We start from the raw sequence: 24,552 nt of genomic DNA on the forward strand, positions 1-24,552 counted from the left end.
ATTCGCCGGAGTCGAGGGCAACGCCGATCGATTCGTCCAGGTCCAGATCACCGATAACCACCATTTGGGGCAGCAAGAGTCCGTTTTCGCTCAACCGGACAAAGGCTTCCTGCAGCGCGCTTCGGGCGCGGTTGTTGGGCAGGATGACAAGGCCACGCGCAAGTCCGAACGCATCCTTGGCAAAGCGGTCGATCAGTCCCTGCGCCAGTGCATCGGCGAAGCCGCCATGCGCGGCAATATTATAGACGGATGGCCGGCGGCGGTCAGCCACGCGCCAAGGCAGCTTCTGTCGGCGCTATCGCCTGCGGCGATCCGACCTCGAACCATTCGCCTTCGTGAACCATACCAAAAAGACGGCCCTCGCCAATCGCCCGTTCCCAGAAAATATTGGTGGAAAAAGGACCAGTGGGTGCATCGCGCAGCAAGCGCTTGGAAATCAGCTGGATGCCCGAGAAAATCAGGGGAGCCTCTTGTCCGGACAGCTTGCGGGAGATCCGGTTCTCTTCGTCGAGATGGAAATCGCCAGAGCCTTTATAATTGTGGGCCGAGCTTCGCGGGACGAGCAGCAGCAGCGCATCCATCCTGTCCTCGTCCCATGTCCGGGCCAGTCGATGCAGGCTGTTTTCCTGTCCATCGGTCCACAAATTGTCGCTGTTGATGCAGAAGAAATTCTCTTCATCAATCATCGACTCTGCTTGCACCAAGCCGCCGCCGGTTTCGAGCAACTGCGCCCGCTCGTCGGACACCCGGATTTCAATCGGATATGGCAAAACGGCGAGATGCGCTTCCATCATATCCGCAAGATAATGCACGTTGACCACGGCCTTGCCTATTCCCGCATCGGCAAGCTTGTCGAAACAATAGTCAATCATAGCCTTGCCGGCCACTTCAACCAATGGTTTCGGCCGCGTTTCGGTAAGCGGGCGCATACGTTTGCCCAGGCCGGCCGCCATGACCATCGCGGTTTCGACCTTGATCATCTCGTTGCTTCCGACACCGGGATCGGCTGACTCCGCACTTCAACGGGAATATTCCGGTCGAACCATTGCTTCATCGGTGCAAGCGCAGGATGGCACAGGTCCTTCTCCAGCAGGCGCCACATTCTGGGCAGGAAATCGAGATAGCGCTCTTTGCCATCGCGTACCGAGAGGCGGGTAAAAATGCCGATGATCTTGGTGTTCCGCTGCGCACCGAGGATCGCATAGTGGCCGCGAAATTCTTCTGCCGCGTCTTTGTCGTGATCGGTGAGATAATAACTGAGCATGTTCTCCTCGAGCTCATCCGACACATCGCGGCGGGCGTCTTGAAGCATCGAGACAAGATCATAGGCAGGATGACCAATGAGGGCATCCTGGAAATCCAGCAAACCGAGCCGTCCGTCCTCGAGGAGCATGATATTCTCGGCATGATAATCGCGCATCACCGTGACCGGTGGGTTTTGTGCCTTGATCACCGGTTCAAGGATTTGGCGCCAAGTCGCGTCAAAACTCTCTGTATCCACGTCGAGTTGCTGTGCCGGGCAATACCAATCGGTCAGCAAATTTGCTTCGAGCAGATATTGTTGCCCATCATATGCCCGCAGCGCTGCCGCCGGTGCGCGGTGCAATTTCCTTAGCAGATCAATGGTCTGGCGATAGATCGCGTCTTCATCCTCCGGACGGTAATCGAGATGTTCACGCATCCGCTTGTCGCCGAAATCCTCCAAAAGCACCAAGCCGTGCGTGAGGTCGCGAGCAAAAATGTCCGGAGCAGAAAAGCCTGAATTTTTCAGATATTCGGCAATAGCGATAAAGGGCTTGGGATCTTCATGCGGCGGCGGCGCATCCATCAAAATCGCCCGACGATCTCCGGACTGGACGCGGAAATAGCGCCGGAAAGACGCATCCCCCGCCACCGGCAATATCTGCGCGTCGTTCCACCCGTGGTGTTTCAAAAAATCTGCCGCTGCTGGCGGCGGTTTCATGTTAGTGGCCATCGGTCTTTCCAAGCGTCCCCTGCACTCCAAGTCAACCGGCGATTGCCATCCTCTGTAATTTCAAGATCTATCCGCAGTGCATCGCGCCAGAAAACGTCAGGCATCCTGTCCGGCCATTCGACAATCATCGCCCCGACTTCCAGAACGTCATCGAGACCGAGTTCCGGGATTTCTTCGGGATCATCGATCCGATACAAATCGACATGAGCGACCGGAATTCTGGTTTCCGGCGGTTCATATTGCTGGACGATCGCGAACGTCGGGCTTGGCACTTCCTCGCCATAGCCCAGCCCTGCCAATATGCCCCTTGCCAATGTGGTCTTGCCGGCGCCCAACGTCCCGCTCAGGGCAATCTTGTCGCCCTGGCCAATCAATGCACCAAGTTTTCGTCCGACATCCAGGGTCGCGTGCTCATCCTTCAGAACCAGCATTTTGTCATTGCCTCGGGAGGCGCAATGTCACCAGCGTCCCCTGCCCGGGCTCGGACGTCAGAGTCAGATCGCCGCCGTGCGCGAGGATCAACTGGCGCGCCAATGGCAGGCCGAGGCCGCCTGATTTATCATTTGCCTTTTGATCGCGCGAACGCGCGAAACTGTCAAAAGCCTTCGATTGCTGGCCGGCGGTCATCCCGGGGCCATCGTCCGAAATGTGGACCACCGCATGTTTCACATTTCCCGAACCATGGATTAGCACCCGGCCGCCTTCGCCGGTATATTTGATCGCATTGTCGACGATTTGGGAAATTGCCTGACTGAGCCGCTTCTTGTCGGCCATCGCCGATCCCAGCGTTGCATCCAGCTGCGTCTCTACCCCTATTTTTTTGGCTTTGGCGTCGTCGGCAAAATGACCGGCTATGTCCTCGATCAATTTGTTGAGATTGACCTTGTCCTTGGCGATTGGCAGTGCGCCGGCTTCGCTTTGACTCAGGTCCAGAACATTATCGATCTGGGTACCCAAGCGTTTGACGGACTGCAGGATCGCGCGCACATATTCATGACCCTGATTGGTCAGCGGACCGGCAATACCCTGATCGAGAAGCTCGGCAAACCCGCCAATGGAAGTGAGCGGTGTCCGGAATTCGTAACTCATATTGGACAGAAAGCTGCCCTTGATCGAGTCGGCCTCCACTAGCGCTTCATTGCGTTCGCGCAACGCCTGTTCGATCCGGTAGCTGTCCGAAATGTCCAGCATGGTGAATAGCGCATTGCCATCTGGCAGCGGAATGGCTGCAAATTCGTATCGCCGTCCGTCCGCGAAATTGATCCTTCCGCCTTTTTGTTCGCGCTCGGTCGTTGCACTACGCACCATTTCCCGAACTTCCGAAATCCGGGCGGGCTGCCTCAACTGGAGCGCCATTTTCTTCATCAGAGAATCCACGCGCGGATGTTTGCCGAGATATTCTTCCTCCAGTCCCCAGTTTTTTGCAAATTGATGGTTCCAGATGTTCAATTTCCCATCGGCTGCAAAAACGGCGAGAGATTCAAACAGATTGTCAAAGGTCGCGGTCCTGACCCGCAACAACGTATCCCGGGCGCTCGCCAGTTGAACCTGTTCGGTGCGATCTTCAAAGATAACCAGCAATCCTCCGTCGGGAGTCGGATTTGCCAAAACCCTCAAATGGGTGCCATCGGCCAGAAGCCAGTTCTCCTCACTGCCGTTCGGGGATTTAAACCAGCCGGTTCGTTCCTCGCGCCATTCCGGGAAATCGCGGACTTCCGGGATGCGATTCATTTCGCGCATCCGGTCCAGCACGCGCGGAAACTCGGGCCGCTCCGCGATCCATTGCTGACGCATGGAAAATATACGCTGAAACGGCAGGTTGCAGAATTTAAGTGATTTGTCGGCATCGAACTGGACGACACCCGCAGAAATCTTGTCGAGCATGTCGCGTTGCGATTCACCGAAGCGGCGCTGCTCGCGACGTGCGTCTTCCAGTTCCTGAATGTCGATTGCATAGCCGGCGATGCCTGATTTCCCGAGCGGCACGTCAACCACTTGTGTCATGCGCCGTTCGCCGCCGATGGTTGTCGCAACAATCCGTTCCAACGGCCCGCCGCGCACTCTTGCCTGTTTCGCTGCATCCACCGGACTGAACCCGTCGACTGTTTCCACCAGTTCGATGCCATCGGCAATGACCCGCGCGCCATCTTCAGCATCGACCGCGGCGACATAGGCGCTATTGACCAGTGTCAGACGCATGTCGGGTGACCTGTGCCACATCGGAGCCGGCGCCGCCTCAATCAGCGCGGAGAGTGCATCAAATGCGGCGCGCGCGGACTCGTTTTCGTCGCGCAGTTTCTCGATCTGCCCTTCGCTGTCGGTGGCGTCGAAAACCCACAGAAGCGCACTCCCATTGGGCGAAATTTTCTGATCGGCCAGTCCGCCGCGGATCAGCAACGCCTTGTCCGAGCCCGCGACTTTAATCGCGCGAACAAAGCTGCTGCCGGTTTTCTGCGCGAGATTGACGTCCTGCATCAGATCTTCCAGATCTTGCCGGCTCATCCCCCGGTCATTCTCGTGCAACTCCGAAATATGCGCGGGCAAATGATCGAATCCGAGCCAGTGCATCAACCTTTGTGATGCTTCCAGTTTCCCGTCAGATCTTACGAGCAACGGCAAAGCAGGCGAAGTCTCGAGCAAGCGCCCCAGCCGTCCGGATTGACGCAAGGTGGCGTCGGCCTTGTTCTTCATTGCCAGGCCCGTCCAGACGGCCCAAGCGCCAGCTCCCAGCCAGGCAGCGAGAATAAGGCCCAAAATTACAGCAGTGAGATCCGGGACGTTCGACATTGACCCATCGATTAGACGGATAGTTAACCCGCGAAAACCCCTATTCTTTATGACTTACCAATGCACCCCAAACTAAGCTATTGTCGGCTATGACATAATTCGGAGAGCAGAAATGCCAATTGACGAAAGCCGGACATTCAAACCTATCAATATCGCGCTGTTGACGGTGTCCGATACGCGAACGGCAAAAGAAGACACTTCGGGTGATATCCTCGCCGAACGGATCGAGAAAAAAGGCCACATACTTGTCTATCGTAGCTTGCGAAGGGACGAGAAAGCCATCCTTGTGGCTCAGCTCCACCAATGGATTGATGACGATGAAGTCGATGTCATAATCACCACCGGCGGCACCGGCCTGACCGGCCGGGATATCACACCGGAAGCTCTGAATGCGGTCAAGGACAAGGATATTCCCGGTTTCGGTGAATTGTTCCGCTATCTGAGCATCGAAAAAATCGGCACGTCTACGGTGCAATCCCGTGCTTGCGCTGTGGTTGCGCGCGGAACCTACATATTCGCGCTTCCAGGCTCAAATGGTGCAGTCAAAGATGGTTGGGATGGAATATTGGATAGCCAGCTGGATAGCCGACATCGCCCCTGCAATTTTGTCGAGCTGATCCCGAGGTTGCTTGAAAAATAGCAGCTCAATATATTTGTTCTTTATATGTTCTCGCTGTATGATGGGCAAATGGACGATAAAAGCAGAAAATATCCACTGCCGCTGAAAGGCCGGGGCGCGCCATCAAATGCGGTGCCGCAGCGGTTCAATCTTCAGGATCGGGAAATTGACGGAGATTGGCTGGATGAAAGAGACGCTATCGGGGACGATCCCTCGAAGCTGAGAACAACTGTCACGACCGAATTTCCCAAATCGATCATCAATTACAACAAGTCTCCCGATCTGCCGTTCGATCGCTCGATCAATGCCTATCGCGGATGCGAACATGGCTGCGTCTATTGCTACGCACGGCCAACCCACGCCTACCATGACCTGTCCCCGGGACTTGATTTTGAAAGCAAACTGTTCGCCAAGCCGAATGCCGCCGACCTGCTGCGCCAGACATTGGCAAAACCCAATTATCAGCCGGCAAGCCTGGCCATCGGTACCAACACCGATCCCTATCAACCGATTGAAAAACAGTACCGGATCACGCAGCAGATATTGGAGGTGATGCTGGAAACGCTGCACCCGGTGGTGATCACCACAAAATCAAATCGCGTAATCGACGATATTGATCTGCTGGCAGAACTGGCGGCCCGACAACTCACCGCAGTGGCGATTTCGGTTACCACACTAGATCCAAAGACCGCTCGCCTGCTTGAACCCAGAGCACCCTCTCCCCCGCGGCGACTGGAAGCTGTGCGAAAGCTGAGCGAAGCGGGGATTTATGTGCACGTCAATATCGCGCCGGTGGTCCCCGGGATCACCGATCATGAAATAGAAGCGATTGTTGCTGGGGCAGCCGATTGCGGCGCCAGGAGCGTCTCCTTCATCGCCATGCGCCTGCCACACGAAGTGGCCCCGCTGTTTGAAGAATGGCTCGAAACCTATTATCCGGACCGCAGATCAAAAGTGATGAGCATCGTCCGGCAAATGCGCGGCGGCAAGCGCAACGATCCCAATTTCGGCAGTCGCATGCGCGGTCAGGGACCATGGGCAGACCTCATCCGCACCCGGCTTGCGATCGCGTCACGCAAAGCCGGGTTGGAAAAATCCAAACTCAAACTCAGAACCGATCTGTTCCGCCGCCCGATTATCAAAGGCAGCCAGATGGAGCTGTTTTAGGCGTCAGTCAGGCTCTTCAGTTTATATTCCTTATATTCTTCCCGGAGCGACCGTTTAAGGATTTTTCCGGTCGCGGTGTGCGGCAGTTCGTCAACGAACATCACTTCGTCGGGCAACCACCATTTGGCGACTTTATCGCCCAGATAAGCAATCATATCTGCTTCCGAAACATCGCTGCCCGGTTTGCGCACCACCAGCAACAAGGGCCGCTCGTCCCATTTGGGGTGATAGACACCCACTGCGGCGGCCTCGGCTACTCCGGGACAGCCGACAGCCGCATTCTCCAGCTCTATCGAGCTAATCCATTCGCCGCCTGACTTGATTACATCCTTGGCCCGGTCGGTGATTTGCATCGTGCCATCGGGATGGAGCACCGAAACATCGCCGGTATCGAACCAGCCATCATCCTCGACGGCATCCTCATCGGCGCGATAATAGCGTTTGATTATCCAGGGTCCCCGGATTTCAAGCGTGCCGCTGGTTTTGCCGTCGCGCGGCGCGATATTGCCATCCTCGTCGATCACGCGCAGTTCTACACCAAAAGGCGGTCTGCCCTGCTTGCAGATAACGTCGACCTGTTGATCGAAGTCCAGTTCATCCCAATTGGCCGGGAGCGCTCCGGTCGTGCCGATCGGCGATGTCTCGGTCATGCCCCAGGCATGGGCGACGCGGATATTGTTTTTCATCAAGCGCTCGATCATCGACCGGGGACAGGCAGAGCCGCCGATCACGACCACGCCCAATTTGCCATAATCACCGCCATTTTCATCCAGATCGGCGAACATCGATAACCAGACCGTCGGCACCCCGGCGCTGTGGGTCACGCCTTCTTCGCGGATCAGTTTCCACAAAACCTGCGCTTCATTACTGGCGGAAAAGACCATTTTCGCCCCGACCGCCGCACAGGCGAATGGCAATCCCCACGCATTGGCATGGAACATCGGGACAACTGGCAGCATCACAGAGCGGGTGGCAAGATCCATCACATCGGGCTGGACTTCGGTAATCGCGTGCAGGACGTTCGAACGATGCTCGTAAAGCACGCCTTTCGGGTTGCCGGTGGTGCCGCTGGTGTAGCAAAGGCCGCAAGGATCATTTTCATCGACATCAACCCATTCAAAGTCTCCGTCTTCGGCATCCAGTAACTCGCGAAAGGTCGGATAGTCACCTTTCTCACCGTCCAACTGGATATAATGTTCCACCGTTTTAAGCTGCGGCTTGATCATCTCGATGATCGGCGCGAACATCTTGTCGAACAGCAGCACGCGGTCTTCGGCATGGTTGATGATATAGACCAGCTGTTCCTCGAACAGGCGCGGATTGACCGTGTGGAGGATACCGCCGATGCCGGCAGAACCATACCAGCTGATCAGATGATGAGCGTGGTTCATCGCGATAGTGGCGATCCGGTCGCCTTTCTTCATGCCAAGGCGCTGCAAGACTTGCGAGAATTTGCGCGAGTCGCGACCGATCTCGGCCCAGTTGCTGCGCGTGACATTTCCGTCTGCCCAGTAGCTGACAATCTCGCGCGTGCCATGCTCTCTCGCAGCGTGATCAATCAAATTGGTGATCTTCAGCGAACTCGCTTGCATTGCACCGGCCATATCATCTCTCCAAACAAGTTATATTTGGCCGGTTTCTGGTATGTTTAGCGCTAGCTGACAAGCCTTAATTTGGGTTTCGCTACCCGCATCGGCCGAGCCGGCCCCAATCGGACTCGCGATATCCCGTTTACCCGTTCCAGCATATCCACTGTTTCTGCATCCAGGCGAAAGGATCGACCCAGGCAGACTTTCACCGGATCCCCGTCAGGCCCTGCCATGGTTGCGACCATTTCACTGTGACCACCAACCAATGGTGCCACCAAATTGGTCAGTTCGTGCAATGCTGCAATATCATGCACTTCCAGTTCCATGCATGTTCTGGTTATCTTTTCCAGCCCTTCGAGCGGCTGGGCCCGCCTGATCGCGACCCGCGGATTCTCGTCTTCAGACTGCTGGTCAAGCTCGACATTGAGCAACGCACAACCGCCCTGATCAGCGAGTTCCGCCAATATCTTGCACTGGTCCTCGTCAAAGCAACTGCCGGAGAACTGCCCGCTGCTGTCCGACAGGTCTGCGAGCACGAAGCGTTTTCCCCTCCGACTGTCACGCCAGCGTACTTTTTCTACCAGCGCAGCCATGACAGCAGGTTTCCGGATTCCTTCCCCGATCGGTCCTTCGCCGCACAAGGCGGCATAAGTCAGCGCGCCTAGCGAAGATGTGACCGCCTGAAACTGGGAAACCGGATGGGCGGAAAAATAGAAGCCGAATGCATCGCGCTCATGGATCATGATTTCATTGAGTGACCAGTTGCTTGCCTCCGGCAATCTAATCGCTTGCATTTCACCGCCGGCGCTACCCTCTCCAAACAGACCGCCCTGCCCGCTTTCACGCGCGTCAGCCGCGCTGTTGGCGACCGACAAGATCATGTCCGCGCCGTCATAAATTGCCGGACGATTGGGCTCCAGCTCGTCAAACGCTCCGGCCGACGCGAGACTTTCAAGCTGCCGCTTGTTGAGACCGTGCGGATCAATGCGATTGGCAAAATCCTCGATCGACGAGAACGGACCATCCCGCAAGCGCTCGTCTACCAGTGATTGCATGGCCTTTTCACCGACATTCTTCAGCCCCGCGAGCGCATATCGCACGCCAAGAAGAGCCTCTGGCTGTTCTTCGACCGAGAAATTTGGTCGACTTTTGTTGATCGCGGGCTGCAAGACGGTCACGCCCAGCCGCTTCATGTCATCAACGAAAATGCTGAGCTTGTCGGACTGGTGCATATCGAAACACATCGACGCCGCGTAAAATTCATGCGGGTAATGCGCTTTCAGCCAGGCGGTCTGATAGGCCAGCAACGCGTAAGCAGCGGCATGGCTTTTATTGAAGCCGTAGCCGGCAAATTTATCGATCAAGTCGAACAGCTCGTTGGCCTGTTCTGCATTCAGATCGTTTTTTGCAGCACCCTCGACGAAAATGCTGCGCTGTGTATCCATTTCGGCCTGGATCTTCTTGCCCATCGCCCGGCGCAGCAAATCTGCTTCACCAAGCGAATAACCGGCGATGATCTGCGCCGCTTGCATCACCTGTTCCTGATAAACAAAAATTCCATAGGTTTCCTTTAGAATATCCTGAAGCAATGGATGCGGATAGGCGATTTCGGCGCGCCCGTTTTTGCGGTCACCGAATAACGGAATATTATCCATAGGGCCGGGTCGATAGAGCGACACCAGAGCGATAATGTCACCGAAGTTAGTCGGTTTCACGGCGGCCAGCGTGCGCCGCATCCCTTCCGATTCCAGCTGGAACACACCTACCGTATCACCGCGCTGGAGCAGCTCGAAAACCTTCTCGTCTTCCCAGCTCAGACCGTCCAGATCGACTTCTATGCCCCGTTCGGCGAGCAACTGGATTGCCTTCTTCAGCACCGACAAGGTTTTCAGCCCCAAAAAGTCAAATTTCACCAGCCCCGCTTTTTCGACATATTTCATGTCAAACTGGGTCACCGGCAGGTCCGAACGCGGGTCGCGGTAAAGGGGCACAAGCTGGTCGAGCGGGCGGTCACCGATCACGACACCTGCAGCATGGGTAGAACTATGGCGTGGCAAACCTTCAAGCCGCATGGCCAGGTCGAACAGCCGTTTTACATCAGCCTGTTTATACTCCTGCGCCAGTTCCGAAATCCCGTTGAGCGAGCGTTTCAAATCCCACGGATCCGTCGGGTGGTTGGGCACCAATTTGGTCAGCCGGTCCACCTGTCCATAAGGCATTTGCAACACCCGGCCGACATCGCGCAGTACGGCACGGGCTTTTAGTTTTCCGAAAGTGATAATCTGGGCGACTTGCCGGTCGCCATATTTTTCCTGCACATAACGAATGACTTCGCCGCGTCGGGTTTCGCAAAAATCGATGTCAAAATCCGGCATCGAAACCCGTTCCGGATTGAGGAAACGTTCGAACAGCAAGCCCAGTTTGATCGGATCAAGATCGGTGATCGTCAATGCCCATGCGACGACCGATCCGGCGCCCGAACCACGGCCGGGCCCGACCGGAATATCCTGATCCTTCGCCCATTTTATAAAATCGGCAACGATCAGGAAATAACCGGGAAATCCCATGTTGACGATGACATCGAGTTCGAAATCCAGCCGGTCGAAATAGGTTTTCCGTTCAGCGTCATCGGCAAGATCAATAACCGCCAGTCGCCGTTCGAGGCCGGCTGTGGAATCGCGCCGCAACTGCTCGATTTCTCCTGCCAGATCGCCAGCCAGGCTTGGCAGGATCGGATCTCTCTTCGGGGGTGAAAATGCGCATCTTTGCGCCACCACCAGCGTGTTTTCCAACGCCTCCGGGATGTCGGAAAACAGCTCTTCCATCACCAGAGCGCTTTTCATCCACAGATGTTTGGACGGTTTTTCGCGCTCGTCATTTTCCACATAGGCAGATTGGGCGATGCATTTCATCGCGTCATGGGCCTCGTGAAAATCCGGCTCGGAGAAGCAGCTCGGGTTGGTCGCCACCATCGGAATATCGCGATCCATGGCTAGCGCGATAAGGCCAGCTTCGGCAGATATTTCGACCGGATCTTCGCGGCGCGAAAGTTCGATATAGAGCCGTCCCGGAAAATGCTGCTGCAATGAGCTAAGATATGTTTCTGCTTCGGTTTGCTGCTCTTCCGCGATCAATCTCGCCAGCGCGCCCTCACCGCCGCCGGTCAACGCGAGTAAACCAGTGCTGTGAATGGCCAGCATGTCCATTTCGACATGGGCTTCGAGATCGCCGGGCCGGTCGAGGTGGGAAGCTGAAACCAGCTTGCAGAGATTTTCATATCCCTGCGCATCCTGTGCATAGAGTGCGAGCCAATCCAGAACCGGCTTGTCCTTGTCCGGGCTACCGGGCCGGGCTACTCTCAGGAAGCAACCGGTAATCGGCTGGATTCCCTGAGCACGACAGCCGTCGTCAAAGGCCATCGCAGCGAACAGACCTATCCGGTCGCACAGGGCAACAGCAGGAAATCCGCGCTCTTTGGCGGCCGCACCAATTGCTGCCGGCTCCATAGCACCATCCAGAATCGTATAAGCCGAAAAGGCGCGAAGATGGACGAAAGGAATAAGGGCCATGATATCAGACTAACGCAGCAATTTGATCTTGCATATGGTGACGACGCCGAGGAGCTTGACTATCGACCATTTGTCCACAGCTATTTGACAGATTTCTGGTCCTGATCGAACTTCAATCATTTGCCCCGCACGGATGGCCGAACGCGTTCACCGTCTCCCGGCGAAACACATCATCTCAAAAACCGGTATCTACAATAGGGCTTCGATTTCGCTTTTAAGCTGCTCCGGCTTCACCGCCGGACCGTAGCGCGCGACGACATTGCCTTCGCGATCGACCAGAAATTTAGTGAAATTCCACTTGATACGAGAACCCAGAAGGCCTGATTTTTCAGACTTCAGATATTTCCATAGCGGGTCGGCATCATCGCCATTGACGTCGATTTTTTCCATCAATGGAAAGCTCACTTCATAGTTCAGCGAGCAGAAATTCTTGATTTCGTCGGCGTCTCCGGGTTCCTGATGACCGAATTGATTGCAGGGAAAGGCCAGTATCTCGAGTCCCTGGTCCTTAAATTCCTGATGCAGCTTTTCGAGACCCTCATATTGCGGTGTAAAACCGCATTTGGAAGCGGTATTCACGATCAACAGCACCTTGCCTTTGTGAGCAGACAGGTCCCGAGTGGTGCCGTCCGCTTGTTTTACCTGAAATTCAGTCACCGTCATATGCGCCCCGCATTGTTTGCTTTTGATCGTCTTGTTCAACCATCAGATTGATACTCGCACCAGAAAAGTCAAAGCCATTCTCGTTTCGAATTGAAAAGACTAGGTTAATACTCCTTCATGGAGCCGGACAACCCGATCCATTTTGGCCGCGAGGCGTTCGTTGTGCGTCGCAATCAATGCCGCACTGCCTTCCTGCCGTACCAGCCCTATAAACTCGGCAAGAACCAGATCGGCGGTCGCTTCGTCAAGATTACCGGTCGGTTCATCCGCCAACACCAGTTTCGGCGCATTGGCCAAAGCGCGGGCGACAGCCACGCGTTGCTGTTCACCGCCGGATAATTTGCTCGGCGTGTGATTGAGCCGCTCCCCTAGACCGAGACTGCGCAAGAGTGTTTCGGCTCTTTGTTCTGCCGCATTTTGCGCCACTCCGGCGATCAACTGGGGCATGACCACATTCTCCAACGCGGAAAAATCGGGCAGTAAATGGTGAAACTGGTAGACGAAACCCAGCAAATCACGCCGGATCCTTGTATGGCCGCTGGCCGGCAATTGTGCGGTTTCCTCGCCGTCCAGCTTGATCGATCCCTCAAACCCGCCTTCTAGCAATCCGACTGCCTGCAGCAGCGTGGACTTTCCCGAACCGGAAGGCCCGACAAGCGCGACAATTTCATTTGCCTTGATGTCGAGATCGACGCCACGAAGCACCGCTATCTCGACGTCGCCCTGGACGAAACTACGCCGGACATTCCGCAACTCTACCGTTTTCCGGTTCACTTGATCATTCATAGCGAAGCACCTGTACCGGATCGGTACTGGCCGCCTTGTAGGCGGGATAAAGCGTGGCGAGAAAACTGAACAGCAGCGCCAGACCGGCTATGCCGACAACCTCCATCGGATCGGTTCGCGCCGGAAGTTCGGTTAGAAAACGGATCGATGGATCCCACAGATTTTGTCCGGTAATCAGCTGGACAAAATTGATGACATTCTGACGGAAAAAGATTGCGATCAAGCCGAGGCCAATGCCCGCAGCTATCCCGAGCATCCCGATGGAAGTCCCGACGGTGACGAAAATCCGCAACAGCGAGGCTCGCGAGGCACCCATTGTGCGCAAGATCGCAATGTCTCTGGTTTTTGCCCGTACCAGCATGATCAGCGACGACAATATATTGAATACAGCCACCAGAATGATAATCGACAGGATCACAAACATCACCACCCGTTCAACCTGTAACGTTTCAAACAAGGAAGCATTCATCGTCTGCCAGTCGGTGATGACGCCGCGATCAGCAACTTTTGGCAGCAGCGGCGCGATAATATTCCCCACATTATCAGCGTCATTCGTCTTGATCTCGATCATGCCGATCTGGTCGCCGAGCAACAACAATGTTTGTGCATCTTCCATCGGCATGATGACAAAGGCCTTGTCATAATCATAGACACCCACTTCAAAAATCGCGGCCACTTCATAGGCGATCTCTCGCGGCACGGTCCCGAACGGAGTGGAGCGCCCCTGCGGATTTATCACGGTGATCCGGCTCCCCACCTGCGCGCCCAGGGTCGTCGCGAGACGGCTGCCGATGCCAACGCGTCCCGAACCCGGCTCGAGACGGGACAGATCACCGGCTACGGTTTTCCCGTCCAGCGTTTCATTGTTCAATATGTCCGGAACCAGCATCCCCCGGACCAGCACGGCTTCGACCCGTCCGTTGAACGTAGTCAACAATGGCTGCTCGATCAACGGTGATGCGGACACCACGCCTTTGGTTTCCCGGGTTTCCTCCAGCAGTTCTCGCCAATCGGGTAGACGGCCGCCATAGCCCTGGATCACTGCGTGACCATTGAGCCCGACGATCTTGTCGAACAATTCCGCCCGGAAGCCGTTCATGACACTCATGACCACGATCAATGCGGCAACGCCAAGCATGACCGCTACAAGGGAAATACTCGCAACGAGAAAGATAAATCCTTCCCCTTTGCCAGGCAACAGATAGCGCTTTGCGATGACCCATTCATAACGGGATAGGAGCATGATTTTCGACGACTTCCTTGGATCAGGTTCCCTTGCCTTTACGGTCGCCGGTCAGGGCAAGCAAGTGGCATGGTCGACAATTTGCTGTTGCCGATATGCCACAAGCGATAGCCAATCTTCCGAAACTTCCAGTTTTGTCATGACAAATTTATGTCAGTCGATCAGAGATAGTATCAGAATCAAACATCTCGATAAACGGGTCATGGTTCAGGGATCCTTTCCGGTTCCGTCAAATGTTGGGGGACATGCGGCGTTGAATAGGACGGGAAAACAGGGGGCGAATTAATTCGTCACCATTTTCGCCCGGGTGCTCATTGGCATCCGGGCGTTTTTTTGTGCCCATCAAATTACCAAACCCTCTGATAATTGGTCCTTTTTATTCCTCTTGAAATCTCGTGGCTTGATCATATCTTTACTGGTGTGGAACGCCTTTTGGGTTTCACACCACAAAACCGGATGCCGCATTTGCGGGTCCAAATTTACATTGCTCAATTTAAGAGGATATAGATATGAATCGTTTTGACTTTACCCCCTATCGTCGCTCGACCGTCGGATTTGACCGGCTGTTCGACCTTCTTGAAAATAATGCCCGCGCGCAACAATCCGAGAATTACCCGCCGTTCAACATCGAACGCAGCGGCGAAGATCATTATCGGATCACGCTAGCCGTCGCTGGATTCAAGGATGAAGAAATCGAAATCACCGCCCAGCAGAATCTTTTGCTCGTCACCGGCAACAAAAATGCCGACGAAAATGAAGGCAAGCAATTCCTGCATATGGGTATCGCAAACCGCAGTTTTGAACGGCGGTTTGAGCTTGCCGACTTTGTCCGTGTCGATAATGCAGCGCTTGCAGACGGGCTTCTTGCGATCGATCTGGTTCGCGAAATCCCGGAAGCGATGCGGCCGCAGAAGATCACCATAAACCAGGCTGATAATGTAACCAAAATCGCGCACAAGCAGAAAAAGAAAGAAGATAAAGCCGCTTAAGCTGGCACTCTTCCTCTAAAAATCGGGCAGCCAGAGCAATCTGGCTGCCTTTTTATTGGTTCAATAGCTGAAAAAAATGGGGCAGCCGGATGAGGATCCGACTGCCCCTGACACCCGCTTGGTGTCACTCTTGACGATAATTAGCCCGGGTCGCAAATGGCCAATTTTCGTCAAGAATCTGCTTCGGCAATATGGGAAAGCATGGCGTGATCCAATATCCGGACCTTCCCACTTTCCACTGCCACGATCTGGCTTTCTGACCAGGCGGACAGTTGCCGATTAATATGTTCGCGCGACATCCCGGCAAAATTTCCGAGTTCGCTCTGGCTCAAGTCCAGTTTCAGTCGCCCTTCTTCCGCGCCGACAACGGAAAGTCTCAACAGATAGCGCGCCAGACGCGGGCCTGAGGTATAAGCACGATCACCTTCGATCATGCTGTTCGCCATCCGGATGCGGCTGGCCATGACTTTCAGCAGCCGCAGCGCCATATTCTTGTGCTTGCTCAGAATTTCTTCAAAAGCTTCGCGGGTAATCGAAAGTGCTGATGTCGGCTCGATGGCCGTTACGCTGGCAGTCCGCTCACCACCGTCCAGCAAAGCAATTTCCCCCAGAACCTGTCCGGCTTCTGCATAATCGAGCACGACTTCATGACCATTGCTCGCGATCATACTGGTGCGCGCGTTGCCCGACAATAATATCAGGAGCGAGTTTCCAGGGTCGCCTTGCATGATCAGTTCATCCCCTTTTCTATATTGCACAAAATGCCCACGCAATATCAGGTCAGCCAGTTCAGCTTCATCGCAATCAGCAAACAAGCTGTGCTCTGCCAGTATATTTGCCAGTTCCTCGGCTTTCACTGTCCTGTTCCCTCAAAACTGTCCAGAAGCTTTAACTAGCTCTCTTATCCAGCATCTCTGTGACAATAGTCACAATTTGTAAATTGGATTGGATAGATTCGACATCCGTTCAAAACTATTGAAATTGCTAAACTTTAAACCTCAAACAAGCCGACTTTGCTGCAAAGCCGCGGCAATGAAAGATGCAAAGAGAGGATGCGGATCGAACGGTTTGCTCTTGAGTTCAGGGTGGTACTGGACCCCGATAAACCAGCTGTGGTCTGGTCTTTCCACTGTCTCCGGAAGCTCCCCATCCGGTGACATGCCGGAGAATATGAGTCCGGTTTCTTCCAGCCGTTCGACATAGCCCTTGTTCACCTCATAACGGTGACGGTGCCGTTCGCTGATGTCCCGGCTGCCGTAAATTTCGCTAATCTTCGATCCCTGCTGCAACACGGCATCATAGGCACCAAGTCGCATTGTGCCACCCATATCGCCGCCAGCTTCACGCTTTTGCAAACCTTCTTCGGTCATCCATTCGGTGATCAGGCCGACGACAGGCTCCTCTGTCGCTCCAAATTCGGTAGTCGATGCAGTGTCAATCCCGGCCAAATTGCGGGCCGCTTCAACGCAGGCCATTTGCATGCCGAGGCAGATGCCGAAGAACGGAATATCATTCTCGCGGGCAAATTTGACCGATCCGATCTTGCCGTTGCTACCCCTTTCGCCAAAACCGCCGGGGACCAATATAGCGTGAAGGGGTTCCAGTTTCGACGCGAGATCCTCTTCATTTTCAAACAGTTCGGCATCCAGCCAGCGGACCTGCACCTTCACCCGGTTCGCCAGACCACCGTGAAACAGGGCTTCCTGAAGCGATTTATAGGCATCCTGCAGACCGACATATTTGCCGACCACGCCGACAATGACTTCCCCTTCCGGGTTTTCGATCCGTTCCATGACATCGTACCAGCGCGACAAATCAGGCTCTGGCGCATCGTCGATGCCAAAGGCGCGGAGCACTTCGGTATCGAGACCTTCATTATGATATTGCAGCGGAACATTATAGATATTGCTCGCGTCCAGTGCCGGAATCACCGATTCTTTGCGAACATTGCAGAATTGGGCAATTTTGGCTCGTTCCGTGTCGGGCAGCGGATGTTCGCAACGGCAGAGCAATATGTCCGGCTGGATCCCCAACGAGGTCAATTCCCGGACGCTATGCTGGGTTGGCTTGGTCTTCAGTTCACCGGCAGCGGCAATATAGGGCACCAGCGTGACATGCACGGAAATCGCGTTGTCCCTTCCGACCTTGTTCCGCAGCTGCCGAATCGCTTCGATGAACGGCAAACTTTCGATATCGCCGACCGTTCCGCCGATTTCACACAGTACAAAATCAATGCCGTCCAGCTTGTCTTCTGCAAATTCCTGGATCGCGTCTGTGACATGCGGAATGACCTGCACCGTGGCGCCCAGATAATCCCCGCGACGTTCCTTGGTGATGATTGACTGATAGATTCTACCCGAAGTGACATTGTCGGATTGTAGAGAAGGAACGCCGGTGAAGCGTTCATAATGGCCAAGATCAAGGTCGGTCTCCGCCCCGTCATCGGTGACGTAAACCTCGCCGTGCTGATAGGGCGACATGGTCCCCGGATCAACGTTGAGATAGGGGTCGAGTTTCCGGATCCGCACGGAATATCCGCGGGCCTGCAAGAGGGCACCAAGGCTCGCCGCCATCAGACCTTTGCCAAGAGAGGAAACCACACCGCCGGTAATGAAAATATATCGCGCCATGGGAGGAGAGGCTTAAGCCGTTAACCCCACATATGGCAATCCCGCGAATCCGGAAAAGCGAAATAAATATTATTTTGATTTGGTCAAAGCACTCGAATCGATCAGTTATCCGCGTAGCGCGCATCACTAGATGTCACGACGTTCGGTACCAAAGCTGTGTAACGGTTCGGAAACAGCCTATTGATCGAGCGGAACGGACCCATCCGAATTGGTCGCAGGCGCTTCACTCTCGGCAGTAGCGGTTGCAGCGGCAGCCAGCGGATCGTCACCGACCAGCGGCACATCATCAGCCGGCGCAGAAACCGGCGCGCTGGTGTCGCGTTGCAGGCTCTGGTCAATTGTTTCAGTCTTGCCTTCCTTGGCAGCCAGAACAGCCAACGTGATCGATAATGCAACGAAAAGTACGGCCAAAGTTGCGGTCGTCCGCGTAAGCAAATCCCCTGCGCCGCGCGCCGACATCATGCCGGACGGCGAGCCGCCGACACCCAGTCCGCCGCCTTCGGATTTCTGCATCAATATGATGCCGACCAGCATGGCGGCGACAATGGCTTGGAGGACAGTAAGAAATAGAAACATGGATTTTCCGAACTAAAAAGGTGAGCATGTGCTCCAACGTGCAGCGCACATAGCGATTGACCGGTCCGAGTTCAAGCGATGATCCACTAGCCTCCAGCAGCCAAAGTTTGTCAAAGTTGGGGCCAAGGAAGCCTGGAAACAGGTGTTGTTGGATAGATTCTGTCAAATGTTGGAAATTATATTTCCAATGGCTCGATTATTCGGCGTGCCGCAGCCATGGAGATTTTCACCTGTCCAATGAAAATATTCAGGCGACCGCAGCCGCTTCAATAATCGGCCCGAATTTCTCTGCGGTCAAACTTGCGCCGCCAACCAATCCGCCATCGACATTTGCTATCCCCAGCAATTCCGCCGCGTTGCCGCCATTCATCGATCCACCATAAAGTATCCGCACGGCATCGCTGCCCTGCCCCATCAATTGTCCGAGCTTCTCCCGGATTGCCGCGTGCATTTCAGCCACATCGCTGGCCCCCGGTACCCGCCCCGTGCCGATCGCCCATACCGGTTCATAAGCGATCGTCAGCCAATCAGCGCTGGCACCGGCAGGGAAAGATCGCGCCAACTGGACCGTGACAATTTCAATCGCCTGTCCGGCATCGCGTTCCTCTTCGGTTTCACCGACGCAGATAATCGCCCCCATAGCCGCCGCATGAACCGCCTCCGCCTTGGCCTTCACTTCGGTATCACCTTCCTGCTGATCGGCGCGGCGTTCGCTGTGGCCGAGAATCGAATAAGTTGCGCCGGCTTCTTTGAGCATCGCGGCCGACAGGCATCCTGTGTGCGCGCCATTTTCAGCAAAATGGCAATCCTGCGCGCCAATTGCAAAACCCGGGTTGGCCTGCACGGCGGCTGCGATTAACGTTGCCGGAGGACATATTCCAACGTCGGCACCCTCGTGATTGGCTGCGATGGCAGCGATGGCGGCAATATCCGAAAGCTGCGCGCGCAACCCGTTCATTTTCCAGTTGCCGACAATATATTTGCGGTTTGCCATGATGCCCTGTGCCTTTTCTTTTTTTAAGATGGCCATTCGCTATCAAATATCCTTCGTCTTGCCAATTTTCTTCCGCAGTCTTTTGCTTGAACCACAAAGCCAAGCCGCCTAAAGCAAGCGCAACTCCCACTCCCGCAATGGAACATCTCTTTTATGATCAGTTTTTTCCGCCGCATTTTTTCGTCGAAACTCGGCCTTTTTCTGACTTTTTGTTTCGTCGGGTTGATCGCCGTAGCCTTTGCCACCGCTGACGTGTCGAGCAGCGGCACGTTCGGAGGGGTTACTGGCTCGGGAACGGCTGCCAAAGTTGGTGACAGCAAACTGAGCACTTCTGAACTCAGCCAATCCGTGAACAATGCGTTTCGCGGCGAGCAGCGCGAGAATACCGCGCTTGATCTCAAAACCTATATCAACGGCGGCGGCTTCGAAGATGTATTGGAACGGCTGATCAACAGCTTTGCCATCGCCGATTTCGGCACCAAATATGGCATGGCAGCGGGCAAACGCCTGGTCGACGGCGAAATAGCAGGCATCCCGACCTTTCAGGGCGCAGACGGGCAGTTTAGCGAAGAAAATTTCCGACGTGCCATGCAGCAGCAGGGCATAAACGAAACCCAGTTGCGCAACGATTTTACCCGCAATCTGCTGGCGGATCAATTATTGACCCCGGCCGGATTCGGCGTCGCGGTGCCGCAAAAGCTTGTCGTTCCTTATGCTTCTCTGCTGCTGGAATCTCGCCAGGGACAGATTGCAACTATCCCTTCGGTTGCCTTCATTGAACAAAGCCAACCCGCAAAAGCGGCAGTTGCAGCCTTTTATGCCAAGAACGCATCGCGTTACACGATCCCCGAACGCCGGACGATCCGCTACGCAATCTTCGAAAAATCGCGCTTCGAGGGCAAGATCAAACCGACCGAGAAAGAAATCACGGGCTATTATAATCTCAAAAAAACGCAATATTCGGCTAGCGAAACCCGCAACCTTAGCCAGATCATCGTGCCGACCCAGGCCGCCGCCAAAGCGTTGGCCGACAAAATCAAAGCTGGCACTTCGATCGAACAAGCCGCACAATCGGTTGGCCTTTCTGCCGCTGATGTGGGATCGGTCAGCAAAGCCGACTTCATCGACACAGCGTCGCAGGCTGTTGCCAATGCCGCGTTCGCTGCACCCTCGGGTGCTATTGCCGGACCAGCGCAAAGTGCGCTTGGCTGGCATATAGTGATGGTCAAGGATATCAGACAGATTCCAGGACGCACGCTCCCACAGGTACGGGCGGAAATTGTCAGCGAACTGACTCGCACGAAAACGGACGAGGCAATGGCCGAACTGACCGTCCGGCTGGAAGATGAATTTGCTGACGGAGCAACTCTTGGTGACATAGCCAAGGCCGAGCAGCTCAAGGTAGAGGCGACCCCGGCTCTGCTTGCCAATGGTCAGAACCCCAATGATCAAAACTACAAACCGATCCCCGAGATGCAGCGGTTACTACCCATCGCCTTTGCGGTGGACGAAGATTCCGATCCCCAAATCGTCGAGATTATTCCCGGTCAGAAATATGCCGCAATCGACGTGACCGATATTACCGAATCCGCTCCGCCACCATTGGCGCAGATCGAGCAGCTGGTGACCCGCGACTATATGCTCAGTCAGGGTTCGAAGAAGGCCAAGGCTGTCGCGGACAAGATTGCAAAAGCGGTCAGTGGCGGCACCTCTTTGTCCAAAGCGATCGCCGATGCAGGTGTGCAGCTGCCGCGCCCCGAACAGATCAGCTCGACACGGGCCGATCTAGCCCGGCAGAGCCAGCAGGGACAAGTGCCTGCGCCGCTGAGCCTGATGTTCAGCATGGCCCAAGGCACCGCCAAGCCGCTGCAGGCTCCCCGCGACCAAGGGTGGTTCGTGGTGGTTCTCGACAAGCTCAATCGCGGCGATGCGTCGAAGCGGGATGATCTGTTGCAAGCGACAAGGGCACAGTTCAAGCAGGTGATCGGCAATGAATATACCGCACAGTTCATCAACGCGATGAAGGCCGATATCGGCGTGGAACGGAACGAGACCACGCTTTCTGCGCTGAAAAAACAGCTGCTCGGCGGCAATTGACCCATTGATGGCGGGCAGTTTCGGAACCGAAGCGGCGCGCACGGCACTGGAGAGCGGCAAGCCAGCGCTGATCTGGCGACGTCAGGTCGCGGATACCGAAACTCCGGTTTCGACCGCGCTGAAGTTGATGGAAGAAGGCCGCGGCGATTTTCTGCTCGAATCGGTTGAAGGCGGTGAGACCCGCGGACGGCACAGCCTGATCGGCCTTGCGCCGGATCTGCTGTTCCGGGCTGATGGCACGCAGGCAAAGATCAATCGAAAATGGCTGACGGATCGCGAAGCCTTTGCACCGGAAAGCGGCGACAGCCTTTCCGCCCTCCGCGATCTGGTCAAGGCCTGCCAGATGGATGTGCCCGAGGAACTGCCCCGCGCGCTCGCCTGTCTGGTCGGCTATTTTGGCTATGAAACCATCGGACTGGTCGAAAAACTTTCCCGCGCACCGCAGTCCGAGCTGGATTTGCCGGATATGCTGTTCGTCCGGCCGACGGTGATCCTGATCTTTGACCGATTGGCGGACGAATTGTTTCTGGTGGCACCGGTATGGCCGGAGACTGACGGCAATAGCGAAACCAAGATCGCCGCGGCAGAGGAGCGGCTGGACGAGGTGGAGCGGGGGCTTTCCGGCGCGGTTCGTCCCGAGCTTGTCGAAGGACGATTGTCAGACACTCGGGATACTGGCTTCGACAGACTCAGCCCGAACGGACCGGAGTTCACTCCTCAGATCTCCGCCGAAAAATACTCCCAGATGGTTTTGCGCGCCAAGGATTATATCGAGGCCGGAGATATCTTCCAGGTGGTGCTGGCCCAGCGCTTCACCACGCCTTTCACCCTGCCGCCGATCGAATTATATCGCGCGCTTCGCCGGATCAACCCCTCGCCCTTCCTGTTTTTCCTCGACCTGCCCGGCTTTGCACTGACCGGATCGAGTCCCGAAATACTCGTCCGCGCGCGCGATGGCGAAGTGACCATCCGGCCGATCGCCGGAACCCGCCCGCGCGGTAAAAACGCCGTCGAGGATAAAGCGAACAAGGACAGCCTGCTCGCCGATCCCAAGGAACGGGCGGAACATCTGATGCTGCTCGATCTCGGGCGCAACGATGTCGGGCGCGTGGCCACCGCAAACAGCGTTGAAGTGACCGACAGCTATACCGTCGAATTCTACAGCCATGTCATGCATATCGTCTCCAACGTCGTCGGCCAGCTGGCCCACGACAAGGACGCGCTCGATGCCCTGTTCGCCGGTTTTCCCGCCGGTACCGTCAGCGGCGCGCCCAAAGTCCGCGCCTGCGAGATTATCGCCGAACTCGAACCCGAAACCCGCGGCGCCTATGCCGGCGGCGTCGGCTATTTCTCCCCTGACGGCAGCATGGACAGCTGTATCGTGCTGCGGACCGGGATTGTGAAGGACGGGGTTCTGCACGTGCAGGCGGGAGCCGGTATCGTGGCGGACAGCGATCCGGCCTATGAACTGGCGGAATGCCGGGCGAAGGCGGGCGCGTTGCTGGCGGCGGCGAAGGAAGCGGTGAAGCGGGCGCGGGATATTGGGTTCGGGCAGTGAGCTTTCAGGTCCACCAGGGGCGCAAAAGCAGATATCTATAATTTCAGGACTGCGGTGGCCGAGGAATTAGCACCGGGACGGATGCGACATAATCGATATATTCCTGTTCAGCGCCCCATTTCCGTTTTGCATGCGCCTCGAGCTTCGGCACACCACTGATGCGAATGATCAGCAAAGCCACAAATATGGGTGAAATAATCGTCACCCATTGCCAGCCACTCAGAACTGGCAAGGATGCGACGGTCACACCTGTCCACAAAAGGATTTCACCGAAATAATTGGGATGCCGCGACCATGCCCATAGGCCTGTGGAAATGAAGCGCCCCTTATTGGCTGGGTTCTTTCGAAACTTCCGTTTTTGTCGGTCCGAGACCACTTCAATGAGAAAACCAGCGAGCCAAAGCACGATCCCGGTATAGGCAAATATATCTAGATCTAGTCGCGTATCGTTGGTGATGATGATCAAGGCACTGGCGCTGGTCAGCAAGACCCAGATGCCTTGCATGGTCCAAACCAAGAAAAAGCGTGCGGGCGACTGCTTGATCGCATCAAAGCGTTGATCACCGCCATCCGCGCGTATGCGGAGGAATAGGAATGATCCGAGGCGCAACGCCCAAACAACCACCATCACGGCAATGATGCCGGAACGCAAATCGAGCGGTGCAGAAAGCGCGCAAGCCACAATCATCAGCATTAAATAGGTAAAAGACCCCGTGAGATCGTAGAATTTTTCTGTCTTTGCGGCATTGGCAGGAATGAATGCCAGCCAATTAACGCCGAACGCCAATATCCCGCAAATGAGAAAGACCGGCATCGAACCCGCCGTTGCGCCGCCCTGGCTGCCCGCTAGAGCAACCAATGTGCCTGCAAGCACCGTCAAAACCAAGGCAATCAGTAATTTTAAACTCATAATCAGAATCCCAAGACTAAAAGTACTTGGTAGTCGCGGCATTTTCAATGGAGCAATCTGCCGCCAGCTTCCAGAATGAAACGGACATTCCCCCTCACTCCAACATCTTCGGCGCTTCCTTCATCAGCTTTGCCTTAATCTTGTTGGCAAACATCGCCAGCATCGGCGGCAGATCGAAAATCGCGTAGACTTCGTCTTCACGGACCTGCATTTCGCTGCCGATACGCTGGCCGACAGCCTCGAGGGTAAAGTGGAGATGATCGCCATCCCAGTGATGATCGGTCAGGCTGGCGCCCGGGATGATATCGCCGAGCGTGTGAACGCCGCTGCCGATCCGGTTTTTGGCTTCATCCAGACCCAATTTGTGCGGAATATTGACGGTGACGGGCTCGCCCATGAT

General features: G+C 55.3%; 21 protein-coding genes. 5 read left to right on the top strand and 16 right to left on the bottom strand.

Features of this window, described 5'->3' with window-relative positions:
- The 5 genes from WBM93_RS14125 to WBM93_RS14145 form a co-directional block, all read right to left on the bottom strand.
- The coding region (locus WBM93_RS14125) for a hypothetical protein (RefSeq protein ID WP_424432504.1) at nt 1–271 on the bottom strand (271 nt) is incomplete at its 3' end.
- The gene (locus tag WBM93_RS14130; RefSeq protein WP_424432505.1) at nt 264–980 is read right to left on the bottom strand and encodes a nucleotidyltransferase family protein; all 717 of its coding nucleotides are present in this window, start codon (nt 978–980) and stop codon (nt 264–266) included. The genes WBM93_RS14125 and WBM93_RS14130, both read right to left, overlap by 8 nt.
- Entirely contained in the window at nt 977–1,975 is a 999-nt protein-coding gene (locus WBM93_RS14135; RefSeq protein WP_424432506.1) for an aminoglycoside phosphotransferase family protein, read from the bottom strand. The genes WBM93_RS14130 and WBM93_RS14135 overlap by 4 nt, the downstream gene beginning before the upstream one ends.
- Entirely contained in the window at nt 1,960–2,406 is a 447-nt protein-coding gene (gene tsaE / locus WBM93_RS14140) for a tRNA (adenosine(37)-N6)-threonylcarbamoyltransferase complex ATPase subunit type 1 TsaE (RefSeq protein WP_424432507.1), read from the bottom strand. Before tsaE ends, WBM93_RS14135 begins: the two co-directional genes overlap by 16 nt.
- A 4-nt stretch (nt 2,407–2,410) precedes the next feature.
- Nucleotides 2,411–4,666 (bottom strand): ATP-binding protein, encoded by a 2,256-nt coding sequence (locus WBM93_RS14145; protein ID WP_424432508.1) that lies wholly within the window; start codon nt 4,664–4,666, stop codon nt 2,411–2,413.
- Nucleotides 4,667–4,874: 208 nt separating this feature from the next.
- Here WBM93_RS14145 and moaB point away from each other — a divergent pair, with 208 nt between their 5' ends.
- Together moaB and WBM93_RS14155 are read left to right on the top strand one after the other, a co-directional pair.
- Complete coding sequence (moaB, locus tag WBM93_RS14150; RefSeq protein WP_424432509.1) at nt 4,875–5,402, top strand: molybdenum cofactor biosynthesis protein B; 528 nt, start codon at nt 4,875–4,877, stop codon at nt 5,400–5,402.
- Between the two features lie 48 nt (nt 5,403–5,450).
- Nucleotides 5,451–6,548, top strand: a complete 1,098-nt coding sequence (locus tag WBM93_RS14155; RefSeq protein ID WP_424432510.1) for a PA0069 family radical SAM protein — start codon at nt 5,451–5,453, stop codon at nt 6,546–6,548.
- Here the strand turns inward: WBM93_RS14155 and WBM93_RS14160 are convergent.
- The 5 genes from WBM93_RS14160 to WBM93_RS14180 all read right to left on the bottom strand — a co-directional run bounded on the left by WBM93_RS14160 (nt 6,545) and on the right by WBM93_RS14180 (nt 14,398).
- Nucleotides 6,545–8,152 (bottom strand): long-chain fatty acid--CoA ligase, encoded by a 1,608-nt coding sequence (locus WBM93_RS14160; protein WP_424432511.1) that lies wholly within the window; start codon nt 8,150–8,152, stop codon nt 6,545–6,547. The two genes, WBM93_RS14155 and WBM93_RS14160, sit on opposite strands and share 4 nt — an antisense overlap.
- Nucleotides 8,153–8,202: 50 nt before the next feature.
- Complete coding sequence (dnaE, locus tag WBM93_RS14165) at nt 8,203–11,706, bottom strand: DNA polymerase III subunit alpha (RefSeq protein ID WP_424432512.1); 3,504 nt, start codon at nt 11,704–11,706, stop codon at nt 8,203–8,205.
- Between the two features lie 189 nt (nt 11,707–11,895).
- Entirely contained in the window at nt 11,896–12,369 is a 474-nt protein-coding gene (locus WBM93_RS14170) for a glutathione peroxidase (RefSeq protein WP_424432513.1), read from the bottom strand.
- A gap of 99 nt (nt 12,370–12,468) precedes the next feature.
- Nucleotides 12,469–13,155, bottom strand: coding sequence for an ABC transporter ATP-binding protein (locus WBM93_RS14175; protein ID WP_424432514.1), 687 nt, complete (start codon nt 13,153–13,155; stop codon nt 12,469–12,471).
- Nucleotides 13,148–14,398, bottom strand: coding sequence for a lipoprotein-releasing ABC transporter permease subunit (locus WBM93_RS14180; RefSeq protein ID WP_424432515.1), 1,251 nt, complete (start codon nt 14,396–14,398; stop codon nt 13,148–13,150). Before WBM93_RS14180 ends, WBM93_RS14175 begins: the two co-directional genes overlap by 8 nt.
- Nucleotides 14,399–14,907: 509 nt before the next feature.
- Here WBM93_RS14180 and WBM93_RS14185 point away from each other — a divergent pair.
- A complete protein-coding gene (locus tag WBM93_RS14185) occupies nt 14,908–15,387 on the top strand; it encodes an Hsp20 family protein (RefSeq protein WP_424432516.1) in 480 nt (159 codons plus the stop codon).
- A 170-nt stretch (nt 15,388–15,557) separates the two neighbouring features.
- Here WBM93_RS14185 and WBM93_RS14190 read toward each other — a convergent pair whose 3' ends face one another.
- From WBM93_RS14190 to tpiA, 4 genes are all read right to left on the bottom strand, one after another.
- Nucleotides 15,558–16,244: a Crp/Fnr family transcriptional regulator gene (locus tag WBM93_RS14190; protein WP_424432517.1), complete on the bottom strand. Its 687-nt coding sequence runs from the start codon at nt 16,242–16,244 to the stop codon at nt 15,558–15,560.
- A 141-nt stretch (nt 16,245–16,385) separates the two neighbouring features.
- Nucleotides 16,386–18,017, bottom strand: a complete 1,632-nt coding sequence (locus tag WBM93_RS14195; RefSeq protein ID WP_424432518.1) for a CTP synthase — start codon at nt 18,015–18,017, stop codon at nt 16,386–16,388.
- A gap of 177 nt (nt 18,018–18,194) precedes the next feature.
- Nucleotides 18,195–18,593: a preprotein translocase subunit SecG gene (secG, locus tag WBM93_RS14200; RefSeq protein ID WP_424432519.1), complete on the bottom strand. Its 399-nt coding sequence runs from the start codon at nt 18,591–18,593 to the stop codon at nt 18,195–18,197.
- A gap of 247 nt (nt 18,594–18,840) precedes the next feature.
- Nucleotides 18,841–19,587 (bottom strand): triose-phosphate isomerase, encoded by a 747-nt coding sequence (gene tpiA, locus WBM93_RS14205; protein WP_424432523.1) that lies wholly within the window; start codon nt 19,585–19,587, stop codon nt 18,841–18,843.
- Between the two features lie 153 nt (nt 19,588–19,740).
- On the opposite strand from tpiA, the gene WBM93_RS14210 reads away from it, so the two are divergent.
- Nucleotides 19,741–21,684: a SurA N-terminal domain-containing protein gene (locus tag WBM93_RS14210; RefSeq protein WP_424432520.1), complete on the top strand. Its 1,944-nt coding sequence runs from the start codon at nt 19,741–19,743 to the stop codon at nt 21,682–21,684.
- A 7-nt stretch (nt 21,685–21,691) separates the two neighbouring features.
- Nucleotides 21,692–23,242, top strand: a complete 1,551-nt coding sequence (gene trpE / locus WBM93_RS14215) for an anthranilate synthase component I (RefSeq protein WP_424432521.1) — start codon at nt 21,692–21,694, stop codon at nt 23,240–23,242.
- 43 nt (nt 23,243–23,285) lie between these two features.
- Here the strand turns inward: trpE and WBM93_RS14220 are convergent, their stop codons facing one another.
- Complete coding sequence (locus tag WBM93_RS14220) at nt 23,286–24,194, bottom strand: DUF1295 domain-containing protein (RefSeq protein ID WP_424432524.1); 909 nt, start codon at nt 24,192–24,194, stop codon at nt 23,286–23,288.
- 52 nt (nt 24,195–24,246) lie between these two features.
- Nucleotides 24,247–24,552 (bottom strand): polyhydroxyalkanoic acid system family protein (locus tag WBM93_RS14225; protein WP_424432522.1); only part of this gene is annotated, 306 nt, incomplete at its 5' end.

This window comes from Parasphingorhabdus sp. (genome assembly GCF_049667325.1).
Lineage (GTDB): Bacteria > Pseudomonadota > Alphaproteobacteria > Sphingomonadales > Sphingomonadaceae > Parasphingorhabdus.

Excerpts from the sequence above, each read along its gene's own strand:
- WBM93_RS14130 (WP_424432505.1), bottom strand. The coding sequence starts at position 980 with ATGATCAAGGTCGAAACCGCGATGGTCATGGCGGCCGGCCTGGGCAAA.
- WBM93_RS14135 (WP_424432506.1), bottom strand. The coding sequence starts at position 1,975 with ATGGCCACTAACATGAAACCGCCGCCAGCAGCGGCAGATTTTTTGAAA.
- tsaE (WP_424432507.1), bottom strand. The coding sequence starts at position 2,406 with ATGCTGGTTCTGAAGGATGAGCACGCGACCCTGGATGTCGGACGAAAA.
- WBM93_RS14145 (WP_424432508.1), bottom strand. The coding sequence starts at position 4,666 with ATGAAGAACAAGGCCGACGCCACCTTGCGTCAATCCGGACGGCTGGGG.
- moaB (WP_424432509.1), top strand. The coding sequence starts at position 4,875 with ATGCCAATTGACGAAAGCCGGACATTCAAACCTATCAATATCGCGCTG.
- WBM93_RS14155 (WP_424432510.1), top strand. The coding sequence starts at position 5,451 with ATGGACGATAAAAGCAGAAAATATCCACTGCCGCTGAAAGGCCGGGGC.
- WBM93_RS14160 (WP_424432511.1), bottom strand. The coding sequence starts at position 8,152 with ATGGCCGGTGCAATGCAAGCGAGTTCGCTGAAGATCACCAATTTGATT.
- dnaE (WP_424432512.1), bottom strand. The coding sequence starts at position 11,706 with ATGGCCCTTATTCCTTTCGTCCATCTTCGCGCCTTTTCGGCTTATACG.
- WBM93_RS14170 (WP_424432513.1), bottom strand. The coding sequence starts at position 12,369 with ATGACGGTGACTGAATTTCAGGTAAAACAAGCGGACGGCACCACTCGG.
- WBM93_RS14175 (WP_424432514.1), bottom strand. The coding sequence starts at position 13,155 with ATGAATGATCAAGTGAACCGGAAAACGGTAGAGTTGCGGAATGTCCGG.
- WBM93_RS14180 (WP_424432515.1), bottom strand. The coding sequence starts at position 14,398 with ATGCTCCTATCCCGTTATGAATGGGTCATCGCAAAGCGCTATCTGTTG.
- WBM93_RS14185 (WP_424432516.1), top strand. The coding sequence starts at position 14,908 with ATGAATCGTTTTGACTTTACCCCCTATCGTCGCTCGACCGTCGGATTT.
- WBM93_RS14195 (WP_424432518.1), bottom strand. The coding sequence starts at position 18,017 with ATGGCGCGATATATTTTCATTACCGGCGGTGTGGTTTCCTCTCTTGGC.
- secG (WP_424432519.1), bottom strand. The coding sequence starts at position 18,593 with ATGTTTCTATTTCTTACTGTCCTCCAAGCCATTGTCGCCGCCATGCTG.
- tpiA (WP_424432523.1), bottom strand. The coding sequence starts at position 19,587 with ATGGCAAACCGCAAATATATTGTCGGCAACTGGAAAATGAACGGGTTG.
- WBM93_RS14210 (WP_424432520.1), top strand. The coding sequence starts at position 19,741 with ATGATCAGTTTTTTCCGCCGCATTTTTTCGTCGAAACTCGGCCTTTTT.
- trpE (WP_424432521.1), top strand. The coding sequence starts at position 21,692 with ATGGCGGGCAGTTTCGGAACCGAAGCGGCGCGCACGGCACTGGAGAGC.
- WBM93_RS14220 (WP_424432524.1), bottom strand. The coding sequence starts at position 24,194 with ATGCCGCGACTACCAAGTACTTTTAGTCTTGGGATTCTGATTATGAGT.